The organism is uncultured Mobiluncus sp. (assembly GCF_963511525.1).
GTDB lineage: Bacteria > Actinomycetota > Actinomycetes > Actinomycetales > Actinomycetaceae > Mobiluncus.
On sequence record NZ_CAUPIY010000003.1, the window covers coordinates 165,663 to 179,757 of the forward strand.

Here is a 14,095-nt window from a genome sequence, read left to right on the forward strand (position 1 = left end):
CCGATGGGAAACGCGGAGTTAGAGATAGGAAACTTAGGCTTCAGTGTCCAGAGCCCGACCCACCGAGCCGTTGCCGAGCATGGCGCGCATGGAAGTAAAGGTGGCGATGCGGTCGTGTTGGCTCAAAGGCTGCGGGCGACGCAACAGGAGTTGCTGATTTTGCGAACGCGCGGCAGGGGCAGAAGCCTGACTTATCCGTGATTCAGCCAAAGTCAAAGCAAACAGAGAGGCAGAATCGGCACCAGGTTCGATGACCTCGCCGGTGACGGACTTAATCAGGTCACGGTCGCCGCGAGAAAGGTGGGACAGCACCCACTGGGTGTGTTCGTCGACAACGGTCTGAGCCCCACGCAACACATCGCTGCTTTGGCGCTGCTTCGCGACTACGGCTGCTAAACGAACTGCCGAGCGCTGCTGTTCCATTGCCTAACCTCTCTTTGAAAGTCTGTCGATATCAGTAATCTACCAGTTACCTTCGTCAGCTCCAAGGCAATTCTTAGGTTTTTCTGATATTTATTTCAGAGTTTGCTAAGTATTCCTTGTTATTTCAACCAATTTTCGGCATTTAGCTGGAAGAATACTTAGTGCGGGTTTGGGCTAATGTACTGACAATATCGGTGTAAATCCCATCAATTCCAAGGGAAACTAAACGCCGATAGGAGGAGGTATCATTCACCGTCCACACATAAACCGGACAGCCTAGGGTGTGTGCGGCCGCCACAAACCGTGGAGTCACTATGTTTATCCCCCGGATAGTTTCCGGTACTGCCAGAGCGCAGTGAAAGTCTCTGAGCAGGCGCGGCACTATGCCGACGTGGTAGAGCCGTTCGACATGGCGTTTTTCCGCTAATCCCACCATGACATGGTGTGCGTTGGTTTCGATTTGAGACACTGCCTCGTTTCCCTGTTCCCAGGCCAAAAAAGCTTCCGGGGGAATCCCTACGCTGCGAATCTCCGGGTGGATTGGCCGCACCAAACCGGCGGCAGATACCCCTATGAGCCGCGCAATGTCTCGCGCTCCGGGCAAAAATCCGCACACCGGTCCGAGGTATCGGGCCATTCGCCAGACTCTCCGAGCGGAAAAGGACGCTAACGCGAGGCGTCCCAGGTCCCGGCGCCCCTGCAAGATGCGGAGCGTTCCCGGCACAACCGCATCGGTTTTCGCATCGATGTTTAGGTAAATTTCGGGATATCGATCGAGAAATTCTTCCAAACTCAAAGGCTGCTCGCCGTTAGGCAGCTGATGTCGGCACAGCTCCGCCCACGAAACTTCGGCAATAGCGATTTCCCCATCCACCGCGTGCCACAGCGGGTCGTGGCTGATTACGGGAACCCCGTCGGTGGTGGCGTGAATATCAGTTTCCAACCCGGAAACCACCTGGCAAGAAACGGCCCAGTCAAAGGCAGCTCGTGAGTTTTCCGGAACCGGGCACCCCAGGGCCGCGCTGGCGGACACTGCCGCTCCACGATGAGCCAACAACACTGGCCGATGGTGCAAAACGGGAAAAACAGGAGCGGGTCGCAAAATCAGGCGATAAATCTAGGAGCAAATCTGGTTGATGAACTTAGCGCCATGACGCTTCATCCAGCCCAAAGGCTCGATGGATTCCTTGTTAGAGTTGCGAATTTCAAAGTGCAAGTGCGGTCCGGTAGAGCGCCCGGTTGAGCCCACGCCAGCGATGACATCCCCGGCTTTTACCTTTTCGCCCTCATGGGCATAAATTCCATTGCTATACATATGCAGGTAACGAGAATAGAACACCTCGCCATCCCGAACATGCTTGACAGTAATAATGCCAGTGGAACCCTGCATTCCCGCTTCCGTCACAACTCCGTCAGCTACCGCGTGGATATTCGTACCGGTAGGGGCGGAAAGATCAACGCCCTCGTGCATCAATCGAGTCCCTGTCACCGGATTGACTCGCATCCCCCACGGGGAAGTAAACGTGTAGCTTCCCGACAACAGCGGCCACAGCAGGATGTCTTCCTCCGGAGCGGCGGAAGCGTCGCCGTTAGCGGAGCCCTGCGCGGCACACTGACCCAATTCGGAGGCTTCCACCACACGGGAGCGCGAGCTGGCGGGAACCGCGTTTAAGTCGGAGTCGTAATCGGTAGCGCCGCTGGCCTTAGCCACGACGGAGAGCAAAGTCTGATTGGTGCTGAAATCAAAATTCGGAGAGGCAATGGACAGATTCGGAGAAACCATCCCGGACAGCGGAGCGACTACGGTGATAGCCGAAACCACGCCCAGCAACACTAGGCGCGGAGCATTGAAAACTTGCGCTTCTTTACGGATGCGCGCGGACTGAGCGCGATTGCGCAATTCGCGTGCTTCCCGACGAGTGCGAGGCCTTTCGCTTACCACGGATTACCTTCCGACTCTGGATAACAACTCGAAATCGAGTTTATAACAAGTCGATAACGATTTGCAATTAAATGAGTGTATCAATTTTCACTTTAGTAACATTTGTTAACACTAAACGCTTTTTTTACGAAAATTACCTGAAAAAAACGTGGATTTTTAGTATTAATTTCCCCGCCCACAGTTTTGCGCCACTCAGAGCAAATCCCGGACCTCACCGACCAGTTCTTCCAGGATATCTTCCAAGAAAATTACTCCGATAACCGTTCCAGGACCCTCTGCTTTGACCACCCCAGCCAAGTGAGTGCCTTGCTTTTGCATCACCCGTAGGGCATCCTCCACTTCCATCTGGGGGGTCACGGTGATTAACGAGCGAATCCGCCAGGGTTCCAATGGTTTCTCACGCGATTCTTTCTCTACCGCAATGACATCTTTGATGTGCAAGTATCCGGTAATATTCCCGGTTTCATCGATAATCGGGATACGCGAAAACCCGGTGCGTGCCACGGTTTTTTCTGCCTCTACAGGAGTGATATCCGCGGGCAACGTCACCAAGTTCTCTAAACCGACCATTACCCCGGACACGACTTCTGCAGAAAACTCCAGAGTCCCGGAAAGCAGGCCCAAGTCGTCCTCCAAAACCCCCTGCTCGCGGGATTTCTCAACGATTGAAGACATTTCTTCGACTGTAAAACTCACCCCAACTTCATGTTGCGGTTCCAAACCGAACAACCTCACCACCGAGTTCGCAAAGCGATTCATGGCGCCGATGACGGGACGCAACGCCCTTTCTATCGCCACCATCGGGGGTGAGTAAATCAAGATGAGTCGGGTGTGAGCCGAAACCGAGGTATATTTCGGAATCATCTCACCGGCCACCACGTGCAGGTACAGAACAATCAGCAAAGCGAGAATAATGGCTAGGGAATGAGCACTGACGGCAGGCAGTCCCAGCAGCAGCGCCACCGGCAACAGCAGATGCGCAATTGCCGGTTCCGCCACCACTCCCAATCCGGTAGACGCCAACGTAATTCCCAGCTGGCAAACGGCGAGCATTTCGGAAATATTTTCTACCGCAATCAGCGCGGAAGCTGCCCCGCGTTTCCCCTCTTTCACCAGGGGTTCAATCTCAGCTTTACGCGAAGCCGTGAACGCGAATTCCGCGCCGACAAAGAAAGCGTTGATGGCCAGGAGCACCACCATCACGATTAGGGCAATCCAATCACTCATACGTCGCCTCCGGGGAAGTCAAGCGCATGCCGGGGACAGGGTTGCGGGTGATGCGAACTCGGTCGATACGCCGACCGTCCATCTGTTCGACACGCAAAAGGTATCCGTTGACCAGGACTGTATCACCTTGCGAGGGGATGTGTCCCAGTTCGTTCATAATCAAGCCCCCCAATGTTTCGTAGGGGCCTTCATCAGGCAGTTCCACTTTGGTTTGAATCGACAGTTCATCAGGGCGTATCAACCCTGGAACCAGCCACTCGCCCTCCAGAGGATGATTAATCCCAGCAGCGTGCTGATCGTGTTCATCCGCGACCTCACCCACGATTTCTTCGACCGCGTCCTCCAAAGTCACGATGCCCGAAGTGCCCCCGTACTCGTCTACCACCACCGCGGTTTGGCCGCCAGCATCACGCAGCAGCACCATCAAATCCGCCAGACCCATCGTCTCGGGAACCCTGGGAACTTCATACATCAGCGACGACGAAGTGACCACGACTTCACCGCGGCGTTCATAAGGTACGGATACGGCTCGGCGCAGATTGGCGAATCCCAGGATGTCGTCCAAACCGTCCGGTCCAACCACCGGAAAACGAGAATGCCCGGTTTCCCGCGCTTTGGCAATGAGGTCATCCGCGCTGTCATTCTGAGTCAGATAGTGCACCCGCCCGCGGTCAGTCATCACGTCTTTCGCCGCCAAACCAGAAATATGCACCGAACGGGTAAACAGGGAAGCGGTCGATAAATCCAGCAGCCCTTCCTCCGCGCTTTGCCGCACCATCGCCACGAGTTCCTGAGCGGAATGAGCCCCGGACAGTTCTTCCACAACCTCCACACCCATCCGGTCCAGCACGAAGTTCGCCGAAGCCTTCAGCACCACAATGAGAGGCTTGAAAATAAAGGTGAACGCCCGCTGCGGACGCACCACAAAACCGGCCGTTTTCATGGGGTCCGCCAGCGCCAGGTTCTTGGGAATGAGCTCGCCAAAGACCATGGAATAAAGATTCGTGATGACCAGGGCGACCACCGCGCCCAGTGCCGTGGCTGCGGCCAGAGCCATCCCGGTATGTCCTAAACCGCGTGTCACCAGGTTCGCTATGGCTGTTTGGGTGGTGTAACCCACCATAATTGTGGACAGGGTAATGCCCACCTGGGTACCCGAAAGTTGGGTAGACAGATTAGAAATAGAGTCCTTCACAAGGGCGGCCCGCTTGTCGCCGTTAGCCGCGCGACCCGCAACTCTGGCGGGGTCGACAGCTAGGAAGGCAAACTCAGTGGCTACAAAAAAAGCTGTGACCAAAGTCAGAATCAACCCCACCGCCACCAACAGCCAGTCAGCCACGACAGGACTCAACCGACCCACCGCCCTTGTGCGCCCTCATCTGAAACCAAGGCGGGACGACCGGGCTGAAACCGGAGAACCGGGGTGGGGAACAGAAAAAAAGATAATCGCGGGATGTCTTGCAGTTTAACCACCGTACTTATTTGCCAGCTGTGGCGGCACGGACGATTTCGCGGCGGACCCGCAGAGAAGGCTGGCCGTTGCCATCGGCTAGGACCATGCCCAAGCCTCCCGCCAGCGAACCCCCAGCTACCAAGCCGCGGGTGTATTCTTTGCGTTCCTCTGAGGAATTCGCTGCCCAAACCGGATTGTTGACCACGCTGATGGGAAGGTTCACGACCGCCAAAATGAGGGCACAAATCCGGGGGTACTTCCCCAGAGCCAGACCCATCGCGGTCACCGCCGTTGCGGCTCCAGCCAAGCGGGACAACAGCTTCGCATCCGAAGTCAGCATGGGCGGCAGGCCAATCTTTTCCAGGGTCGGCTCCATCTTTCGGAAACGTTCCACGTGATCTGCGGGGTTGCGCAAAGCGTCGAGGCCGTCATGAATGAACACCGCCGCCAGCAGCGGACGTGAAATAAAACGCAGCAAAGTCCTCATAACACTATTGTCCCCATTTTTTAGACCAGTTCGCACCTTTTCGAAACGTTTTTGGCGGTGAGGAATAAAAACCACCCACTACGGTTATAACAGGTGTGAGACAAACTTTGGAAAAACCTCTCGCCAAGCCCACTCGCGCCCGGGGCGCAACAAACCGGGCGCAATCTCTTCCGCCCGCACCCTGCACAGGTCTAAACTGGGCAACGATGAGCGAAACAGTAAATTCTGCGCCCCCAGGGACGCCTTCCAAATCGGAGCAGCGTTTTGAAACGGAAGTCATGCCGTTTTTGAATCAGCTCTATTCCGGTGCCTTGCGTTTGACCAGAAACCCGCACGATGCCGAGGATCTGGTCCAAGAAACCTTCCTGAAAGCTTTTAAAAGTTTTGATTCTTTTCAGGAGGGAACGAACCTGTTGGCGTGGCTCTATCGCATCATGACCAACACTTTCATTAACTCTTATCGCAAGGATCAGCGTCGGCCCCGTACCGAAACTATGGCTGAGCTGACGGATTACCAACTCGCTCAGGACGACTCCAACCGAGAAGCTCATTCGGCGGAGTCTCTGGCCTTGGATCGTCTGGGAACCCAAGACATTCTTGATGCCTTGGATGCCCTACCCGATGAATACCGCGAAGCGGTGTACCTAGCCGATGTAGAAGGTCTGGCTTACAAAGAGATTGCGGAAATCCTTGATATTCCCTCCGGGACGGTCATGTCCCGTCTGCATCGTGGACGGGCGAAACTGCGAAAAATGCTGAGAGAACGTGTGGAAGCTGAGGTGTTGGTATGAGTGAGGAAAACCTTAATCCACAGATGCCCCCCGCGTCTGAGTCCGACTGTAACTGCGAAACCGTCACGGAAAATATGCGTGAAATCATGAACGGAGAGATGGATTTGCCCACCGCCCAGCAATTCCATGAGCATTTGCGCCACTGCCCGAACTGCCATGAGGAATCTCTGCGTGTGGAACGCTACATCACGCTGCTGCGGCAATCCTGCCACTGTGAAGCCCCGGTTGAACTGCGGGAACGTATCATGATTGAGATTCGTAAAATCAGTTAGCTACCCTGCACTTCCAGGCCGACAGGGACGCCGCGGGTTTGCGGGAAAGCTGGGAATATGTGAAAATAGGCAGGTTGATTACCAACCTGAGAAGGAGGCTGTTATGTCGAAACGCGGTCGCAAGCGTCGGGCGCGGTCCAAGAGTGCCGCTAATCACGGCAAACGCCCCAATGCTTAAAACTTGAACGGCGGGTGCGGGACAGTGAAAACTTCCCGCACCCTCGGTGTCTTTTAGGCTGAAAGACCCAAAACGCAGTTTTCCCCGGAAGAAACCAATCTTCCGGGGAAAACTATGACTGCTCTTAGCGGGCGAAAGCGCGCGACACCAGGTCAGCGGCCTGCTTCTTGTGTACGGAAGCCAAGCCGGTAGAGGGGGCGGCCATCGCCGGGCGGGACACCACACGAATCGGACGGTCACCGATGAAGGCATCCTGGTGCATCTTCAGGAAGGTCCAGACCCCCTGATTCTCCGGCTCGTCCTGCGCCCACACCAGTTCAGCGTTGGGGTACTGTGCCAAAATCGGCTTCAGGTCCTCGTGCAGCGGGTAGTACTGTTCCAAACGCACGATTGCGGTGGTTTTATCCCCGGTCTTGGCGCGTTCGGCCGCCAAGTCGTAATACAACCGGCCGGTGCAGATTAGCACGCGAGTCACCGCGTTGGGATCCAGATTGCCTTGGTCGCCGATGACCCGTTGGAACTGACCAGAGGTGAAATCTTCGACCGAAGACACCGCCGCTTTCAAACGCAGCAGCTGTTTGGGGGTAAAGACAACCAGCGGGGTCCGCGGCCGACGATAGGCCTGCTGACGCAACATATGGAAGTGGTTAGCCGGAGTGGAGGGCTGGACAATCCACATATTGTCCTGGGCAGCCAGACTCAGCCAGCGTTCGATACGCGCCGAGGAGTGGTCAGGTCCTTGACCCTCAAAACCATGGGGCAGCAACAGCACCAGAGAGGAGTGCTGATGCCACTTCTGTTGAGCCGAACAGATGAACTCGTCAATCATGGTCTGGCCACCAAACGAGAAGTCGCCGAACTGTGCCTCCCAGATAGTGAGAGCTTCAGGGCGTTCCACCGAATAGCCATACTCGAATCCCATCGGCGCGTACTCGGACAGGGACGAGTCGTAAATCATGAACTTGCCCTGTCTGTCGCTTAAGAATTCCAGCGGGGTCCATTCCTCACCGGTCTTAAAATCGTGAGCAACCGCATGACGTTGCACGAAAGTCGCCCGGCGGGCATCTTCACCGGACATCCGGATGGGAACGCCCTCCATCAGAATCGACCCGAACGCCAACAGCTCGCCGAAGCCCCAGTCGATGTTGCCTTCGCGAGACATCTGCTGACGCTTTTCGTAGAGCTTTTGAACCTTGGGGTGCATGGTGAAGCCTTCGGGGTAATCCACGTGCGCGTCCCCGATGGTTTCCACCACATCCTGCGAGATAGCTGAGGTCCAAGCAATCATGTCGTCGGACTCGTCGGTCTGAGCAGCGGGCAGGATCCAATCCCAGTCGTTGCCGCCCTGCTCGCCTTGCCGCGACGGGGTGTAGCCCTTTTCCTTGGTTTCCTCAAATATTTTTTCGAGTTTCTGGTGGTAATCCTCCACTTCCGCTTTCGCTTCCTCATCCGAGAGATCGCCACGACCAATCAGGTTATTCATGTAAACCGTGCGGGTGGTCGGATGACTATCAATCAGGTGATACATCACCGGCTGAGTCATCGACGGATCGTCGCCCTCGTTGTGTCCGCGGCGACGGTAACAAATCAGGTCAATGATGACGTCCTTGTGGAACTTTTGCTGGAAACGGTAGGCCAGACCAGCCACCCTCGTGACCATCTCAGGATCGTCGGCGTTCACGTGGAAAATCGGCACCTGCAAGCCCTTAGCCAAGTCAGTGCAGTAGTTCGTGGAACGGGCATTGGTCGGGGAAGTCGTGAAACCAATCTGGTTATTCACGATGATGTGCACCGTCCCGCCGGTAGTGTAGGCCTTGAGTTGGCTCATGTTCAGCGTCTCATAGACGACACCCTGACCGATGAAAGCTGCATCGCCGTGAATCAGCACGGGCAGGTAACCGTAGTCGCCCTCGATACCGACTTTATCCTGTTGCGCCCGGACAATGCCTTCGACCACCGGGTTCACGGCCTCCAAGTGGGAGGGGTTAGCCGCGATATAGACGCTGGTGGTCTTGCCTTCGTAAGACTCGTAGATGGATTCGGTGCCCAGGTGATACTTCACGTCCCCGGAGCCCTGAACTGAACCAGGATTCATGTTGCCTTCAAATTCGGCGAAAATCTGGTTGTTGGTTTTGCCGGCCACATTCACCAGCATATTCAGCCGACCACGGTGCGCCATCCCGATGGTCACCCCGGCCAAGCCGTCGTGGGCGGCATCGTCCATAATCCGCAGCATCAGGGGGATTAGCGATTCACCGCCCTCCAAGCTGAAGCGCTTTTGGCCCACATACTTGGTTTGCAAAAAGTCCTCGAAAGCCTGCGCCGCGTTCAAACGGTTCATGATGGCGTGACGAACTTCTTTGCTCGGCGGTTCGTAGGGGCGCTCGATCTCATGTTGCATCCACTTGCGCTGTTCGGGGTCTTGAATGTGCATATATTCAATGCCCGCGGTACGAGTGTAGGTATCGCGCATCTGGGTCAGAATGTCGCGCAGCTTCATGTTGACGTTGTGTTTGTCGCCCAGTTGTCCCACCGGGAAGTACCGATCCAAATCCCAGATAGAAAGCCCATAGGCGTCGAGTTTCAAGTCTGGGTGGCGACGTACCCGATAATCCAGAGGATCGATATCCGCAATCAAGTGCCCGCGGGAACGGTAAGAGTGGATAAACCGCGCAATCCGCGCGTCCTTGGACAACTCCCCTTCCCCGCTGTAATCGTTGTTACGCGCCCAGCTGAAAGGTTCGTAAGGCACCTTCATGGAATCAAAGACACGTTCGTAGAATCCGTCTTCACCCTTGAGTTTCTTTTCGATTAGCCCCAGGAAAGAGCCGGACAAGGCTCCTTGAATGACCCGATGGTCATAGGTGGAGGACATATGCATAATCTTGCCGATACCGGCTTGGGCCAGCTGTTCGTCGGAGGCACCGGCCCACTCTGCCGGGTAATTCGTCGCCCCGACCCCGATGATGCAACCCTGGCCCTGTACCAAACGCGGCGATGACATGAGGGTTCCCAAGGTTCCCGGATTCGTCAGCGTCACCGTGCAGCCGGAATAGTCTTCCATTCCCAGTTTGCCGTCACGAGCCTTTTTCACGAGTTCTTCGTAAGCGTGGACGAATTCTTCAAAAGACAGGGTGTCGGCATTGTGCACGACGGGCGTGACCAGCAGACGCGAACCATCGTCCTTCGGCAAGTCAATCGCCAGTCCAAAACCAACGTGCGCGAAATGGTCAATGTGCGGCTTGCCGTCCTCCAGGCGATAACGCACGTTGACATCGGGGGTTTCCACCAAGGCTTCCACAATGGCGTAGCCAATCAAGTGGGTAAAGGACACTTTGCCGCCGCGCGTCCGCTTCAGGTGGTCATTAATCTGGGCACGGTTCTCGATCAGCACTTTCGCCGGAATCTGACGGTAAGACGTCGCCGTCGGCACTGACAGCGAAGCGTCCATATTTTTCGCAATCGCGGCGGAGACACCCTTCAGCCGTTCCGAACGGTCCTCACCTTTAGAGGCAGACCTTGCCGCATCATAGTGCTGCTTTGCCACCATTGCGGCGTAGGGCGAAGTCGGAGCGTGAACGACTGAACGCGGCAGCGGCGGGCGGTCAGAGTGTTGGGCATCAAGTCCGGCAGGACGGGATTCCTCAACAGGTTTAGCTGTTTCGCCGCCTTCTGCGTGTTCAGAGGTGGTGCCAGCGGTTGCTCCCGGCAGCAATCCCAGGCTTTCCATCTGTTGAAAATACGACTGCCATTCGGGGGGAACTGAACTTTTATCCGCGAGGTATTGGGCGTGAAGCTGAGCAATAACTTCTTCGGAGGCTGAATTATTCGACGACTGTGTCTCGGCCACTATATTTTCCCTTTCAAGGTCATTGGAAATTTTTTCCGTTGTGCTCCTAATTTAGGACTTTTAGCCTAGGAATTTCACCTTATTTCTCAGACCTTGACAAAGATTTACTATAGTTCTAGTTATCCTTGGGAATTTGCGGACTTTCCCTTTTCAGTAGGCTGACGGAATCTCGGTCAATAGGCTCCGGAAAGACGCCAAACGCAGCGCTAGTTCCGGGTGTTCGTCCAGTAGGCAATCCGGAGAGTCCACACCGTGGGTGCAGCCTCGCGGACAGTCCTGGGCTATCGCGTAAAGTTCCGAAAATCCGCGCAGCAATCCCGCCGCATCAACATGAGCCAAACCAAAGGAGCGCACTCCGGGAGTGTCGATGAGCCACCCTTGTGCAGCCACCGGTAAGGCAGCCGCCGAGGTCGAAGTGTGTCGGCCCTTGCCGGTCACTGCGTTGACTGTCCCGGTCGCCCGATTTGCGCCCGGAACCAGCGCGTTCACCAGGGTAGATTTCCCTACCCCCGAGTGGCCTAGCAGGACCGTGATTTCACCGGCTAACTGTTTCGTGAGCGCCACCAGTCCTGGGGCGACCGGGTCAGGCGGCGGGGCCTGCGGGTTGGTCTCTCCCAGCGGTGGCGCCAGAACTACAGGTTCGTAGAGGTGTTTGTTCAGGGCAAACACTGTGATTCCAATAGCTTCGTAGTCTGCGATAAGTTCCTGGGCAGAATCCAAGTCCGTTTTCGTTACCGCCAGCAGCGGGGTGACCTTCGCGTCCAAAGCCGCCACTATCGCGCGGTCAATCATGCCGCGTTTTGGTTCCGGGTCACGCGCTGCGACCACGATTAGCATCTGGGTGGCGTTGGCAACGATGAGTTTTTCTCGCGCTCCTGCCTCGGATTCGTCAAAGCTGCGGCGCAGGACGGTTTGGCGATCCTCCAAGGTGACGATGCGCGCCAAAGTGTCAGGAGTGCCGGAAGTGTCTCCTTCTACGCCCACTCGGTCCCCCACGATGACGCCCTTTCGCCCCAGCGCCCGCGCCTTAACGGCTTGCACCATGCGGTCTGCGCTAATCGCTACCGTAAACCGGCCCCGGTCCACAGCGACGACCATACCGGGCTCAGCGTGCGCAAAACTGGGGCGCTTCTTCGTGCGGGGGCGGCTGCCCTTCCCCGGGCGCACGTGTACTCGCGGATCATCGGTGCCAATGTCGCGGCGACTCAAGAGGCTGCTCCCAACAGGTGTTCCCACATTTTTGTGAAATCGGGCAGAGTTTTGGTGGTGGCACCAATATCATCGATTTGTACCGGATAGTACAATCCCAGGAGTGCCGCAAAGGTCGCTAGTCGATGATCCCCGTAACTGTGCAGCAACAGCGGGGGAGATTCCGGGTCTTGGTTCACAAGCCGGGAGGGGCTGACACCGGTAATCACGAGGTCGTCCTCAGGGGTTATTTCGCAGGGAATCCCGACGGTCGTGAGTTCGGTGCGGAGCGCTTCGAGACGATCTGTCTCGTGACCCCGCAGGTGGTGCAAACCCCGCAATCGGGAAGTTCCAGGGGCAAAAGCGGCCAAAGCCGCCACGGTGGGAACCAGCTCGCCCACCGCGGTAAAATCGGCGTCTATGGGCCACAGCGGACCCTGACTAGAAACCGTCAACACCCCGTAGTTCCACTCCACGTGCAGGCCCATTCTCGGCAAAATCTCCAGCCAGGACGCTCCTGCTTGAGTGGTTTCCGCGGGCCAGGTGGGGATAGAAATCCGCCCCCCCGCAATACCTGCCAGAGCCAAGAACGGTCCGGCGTTGGAGAGATCCGGTTCGATGAGGACGTCCTGGCCGATAACCGGTTTTGAGGCCACGTGCCAGAAGGGATTGCTATCCTCGGAGCTGCCCGGTGTAACGGTAACTCCGTGTTGAGACAGGCACTTTAAGGTCATCTCAATGTGCGGCAGCGAAGGCAGCGCCGCAGTTTTGGAACGAACGGTACAGCCGCCGGGTAGCAGCGGAGCCGCCAACAACAGGGCTGATACGAACTGCGAGGAAGCCGTAGCGTCTATGGTGACTTCCGCAGCAAGGCGCCCTACGGGAGGATAAATCGTACAGGGAAATACGCTCCCATCCGAGGATTCGTACTCGATATGGGCTCCGAACTGAGTCAGAGCATCCAAGAGAGGCCGCATCGGGCGCGTATTTGCTTGCGCATCGGCGACCAACCGCACGGCGCGCCCCAACGCCACCGCCACGGCGGGGATAAAGCGCATGACAGTTCCAGCCAAACCGCAATCCACCGTAACGGGTGCATTATCCCGCAAACCGCCCGGAGAAACTGCGGAAGTTGACTGCGACCACAGTTGGGCCAGAGGCGTAATCTGTACCGGTTGGTCCACAACTGGGGGCCACGGCTCGATAATCGCCCCCAGTGAGCGCAGTGCTTGCACCATGAGGTCCGTATCACGAGCGAACAGGACTCCCGTCAGAGAGGCCTCGGTATCGCTGAGGGCACCCAGCAACAATTCTCTGGCACTCAAAGACTTGGAACCCGGCAGTCTCACCGCACCGAAAACGGGACCTTTCGCGCGGGGAGCCCGCCAAACTGTTGCTTGCATAGGTTCAGCTTAATGGAAAAATCGCGCCGTTGACCGTTTCTAAGCGTTTCTAGGGATAGGTTTAGAACATGAGTAGTCGCTGGGAAGAAGATTTACAGTTAGCACTGATTATGGCAGACCAGGTAGACGCCCTGACCACCAAGCGTTTCTTGGCTCCCGATTTGGAAGTCAGCGATAAACCGGATTTGACGCCGGTAACCGACGCGGATAAAGCCGCCGAAAAACTCATCCGGCGACACCTGTCACATTCGCGAACTCGGGATGCCATCGTGGGTGAGGAAGAAGGCAGCACCGGTTTAGCAGCCCGGAAATGGGTCGTCGACCCGATTGACGGCACCGCGAATTTTCTCCGCGGGGTCCCGGTGTGGGCTACTCTGATTGGGCTAATGGAGGACGGCAAGATGGTGATGGGGGTGGTCAGCGCACCCGCCCTAGGATTTAGGTGGTGGGCTGCCGCGGGCAGTGGGGCGTGGACCGGCCGGTCGCGTTCCTCGGCACGCCAGCTGCAAGTTTCACGTATCTCTAACCTGAATCAGGCTTCCTTTTCCTACGCGCTTATCGGCGAATGGGCCGAGGCTCATCGTTTGCGAGGCTTCATGAATCTCTCTCAGCAGGTGTGGAGGACTCGTGCCTACGGCGATTTTTGGTCCTACATGCTGCTGGCGGAAGGCGCGGTGGACGTTGCAGCGGAACCGGACTTGAATCTGTGGGACATGGGGGCGCTGTATCCCATCGTGACCGAAGCTGGCGGTAAGTTCACGTCCCTCACCGGTGAGGATGGCGTGAACGGGCCGGGGGCAGTAGTTACTAATGGCCGTCTGCATTCCCAAGTTTTGCAGTATATCGGCTCAGAAACAGACTAATTTGCGGGGTTTTTAAAA

The 14,095-nt window shown here is 56.5% G+C and carries 13 protein-coding genes; 4 read left to right on the forward strand and 9 right to left on the reverse strand.

Going from position 1 to position 14,095, the window contains the following annotated elements:
- Positions 1–33 precede the first annotated feature (33 nt).
- The 6 genes from RQ935_RS03725 to RQ935_RS03750 all read right to left on the reverse strand — a co-directional run bounded on the left by RQ935_RS03725 (position 34) and on the right by RQ935_RS03750 (position 5,532).
- Complete coding sequence (locus tag RQ935_RS03725; RefSeq protein WP_311497262.1) at positions 34–423, reverse strand: hypothetical protein; 390 nt, start codon at positions 421–423, stop codon at positions 34–36.
- A 142-nt stretch (positions 424–565) separates the two neighbouring features.
- Complete coding sequence (locus RQ935_RS03730; RefSeq protein ID WP_399531962.1) at positions 566–1,531, reverse strand: glycerophosphodiester phosphodiesterase family protein; 966 nt, start codon at positions 1,529–1,531, stop codon at positions 566–568.
- Positions 1,532–1,540: 9 nt separating this feature from the next.
- A complete protein-coding gene (locus tag RQ935_RS03735) occupies positions 1,541–2,365 on the reverse strand; it encodes a M23 family metallopeptidase (protein ID WP_311497264.1) in 825 nt (274 codons plus the stop codon).
- 192 nt (positions 2,366–2,557) lie between these two features.
- Positions 2,558–3,592: a hemolysin family protein gene (locus RQ935_RS03740; RefSeq protein ID WP_311497265.1), complete on the reverse strand. Its 1,035-nt coding sequence runs from the start codon at positions 3,590–3,592 to the stop codon at positions 2,558–2,560.
- A complete protein-coding gene (locus RQ935_RS03745; protein ID WP_311497266.1) occupies positions 3,585–4,952 on the reverse strand; it encodes a hemolysin family protein in 1,368 nt (455 codons plus the stop codon). Before RQ935_RS03745 ends, RQ935_RS03740 begins: the two co-directional genes overlap by 8 nt.
- A gap of 118 nt (positions 4,953–5,070) precedes the next feature.
- Positions 5,071–5,532 carry a DoxX family membrane protein gene (locus RQ935_RS03750; RefSeq protein WP_311497267.1) on the reverse strand — a complete coding sequence of 154 codons (462 nt, stop codon included), beginning with the start codon at positions 5,530–5,532 and terminating at the stop codon, positions 5,071–5,073.
- Between the two features lie 206 nt (positions 5,533–5,738).
- On the opposite strand from RQ935_RS03750, the gene RQ935_RS03755 reads away from it, so the two are divergent.
- From RQ935_RS03755 to RQ935_RS09800, 3 genes are all read left to right on the forward strand, one after another.
- Entirely contained in the window at positions 5,739–6,323 is a 585-nt protein-coding gene (locus tag RQ935_RS03755) for a sigma-70 family RNA polymerase sigma factor (protein WP_311497268.1), read from the forward strand.
- Positions 6,320–6,595 (forward strand): zf-HC2 domain-containing protein, encoded by a 276-nt coding sequence (locus tag RQ935_RS03760; protein ID WP_311497269.1) that lies wholly within the window; start codon positions 6,320–6,322, stop codon positions 6,593–6,595. Before RQ935_RS03755 ends, RQ935_RS03760 begins: the two co-directional genes overlap by 4 nt.
- 103 nt (positions 6,596–6,698) lie before the next feature.
- A complete protein-coding gene (locus RQ935_RS09800) occupies positions 6,699–6,773 on the forward strand; it encodes a 50S ribosomal protein bL37 (RefSeq protein ID WP_370446369.1) in 75 nt (24 codons plus the stop codon).
- 124 nt (positions 6,774–6,897) lie between these two features.
- Here RQ935_RS09800 and RQ935_RS03765 read toward each other — a convergent pair whose 3' ends face one another.
- The 3 genes from RQ935_RS03765 to aroA all read right to left on the reverse strand — a co-directional run bounded on the left by RQ935_RS03765 (position 6,898) and on the right by aroA (position 13,214).
- Positions 6,898–10,623, reverse strand: a complete 3,726-nt coding sequence (locus RQ935_RS03765; protein ID WP_311497270.1) for a multifunctional oxoglutarate decarboxylase/oxoglutarate dehydrogenase thiamine pyrophosphate-binding subunit/dihydrolipoyllysine-residue succinyltransferase subunit — start codon at positions 10,621–10,623, stop codon at positions 6,898–6,900.
- Positions 10,624–10,773: 150 nt separating this feature from the next.
- Positions 10,774–11,832 carry a ribosome small subunit-dependent GTPase A gene (locus RQ935_RS03770; protein WP_311497271.1) on the reverse strand — a complete coding sequence of 353 codons (1,059 nt, stop codon included), beginning with the start codon at positions 11,830–11,832 and terminating at the stop codon, positions 10,774–10,776.
- Positions 11,829–13,214, reverse strand: a complete 1,386-nt coding sequence (gene aroA / locus RQ935_RS03775; protein WP_311497272.1) for a 3-phosphoshikimate 1-carboxyvinyltransferase — start codon at positions 13,212–13,214, stop codon at positions 11,829–11,831. The genes RQ935_RS03770 and aroA overlap by 4 nt, the downstream gene beginning before the upstream one ends.
- 68 nt (positions 13,215–13,282) lie before the next feature.
- On the opposite strand from aroA, the gene RQ935_RS03780 reads away from it, so the two are divergent.
- Complete coding sequence (locus RQ935_RS03780; protein ID WP_311497273.1) at positions 13,283–14,077, forward strand: inositol monophosphatase family protein; 795 nt, start codon at positions 13,283–13,285, stop codon at positions 14,075–14,077.
- Positions 14,078–14,095: the final 18 nt, after the last annotated feature.

What these genes read in the sequence shown, in the direction of transcription:
- RQ935_RS03780 (WP_311497273.1), top strand. Translation starts at nt 13,283, where the DNA reads ATGAGTAGTCGCTGGGAAGAAGATTTACAGTTAGCACTGATTATGGCA.
- RQ935_RS03755 (WP_311497268.1), top strand. Translation starts at nt 5,739, where the DNA reads ATGAGCGAAACAGTAAATTCTGCGCCCCCAGGGACGCCTTCCAAATCG.
- RQ935_RS03750 (WP_311497267.1), bottom strand. Translation starts at nt 5,532, where the DNA reads ATGAGGACTTTGCTGCGTTTTATTTCACGTCCGCTGCTGGCGGCGGTG.
- RQ935_RS03740 (WP_311497265.1), bottom strand. Translation starts at nt 3,592, where the DNA reads ATGAGTGATTGGATTGCCCTAATCGTGATGGTGGTGCTCCTGGCCATC.
- RQ935_RS03760 (WP_311497269.1), top strand. Translation starts at nt 6,320, where the DNA reads ATGAGTGAGGAAAACCTTAATCCACAGATGCCCCCCGCGTCTGAGTCC.
- RQ935_RS03725 (WP_311497262.1), bottom strand. Translation starts at nt 423, where the DNA reads ATGGAACAGCAGCGCTCGGCAGTTCGTTTAGCAGCCGTAGTCGCGAAG.
- aroA (WP_311497272.1), bottom strand. Translation starts at nt 13,214, where the DNA reads ATGCAAGCAACAGTTTGGCGGGCTCCCCGCGCGAAAGGTCCCGTTTTC.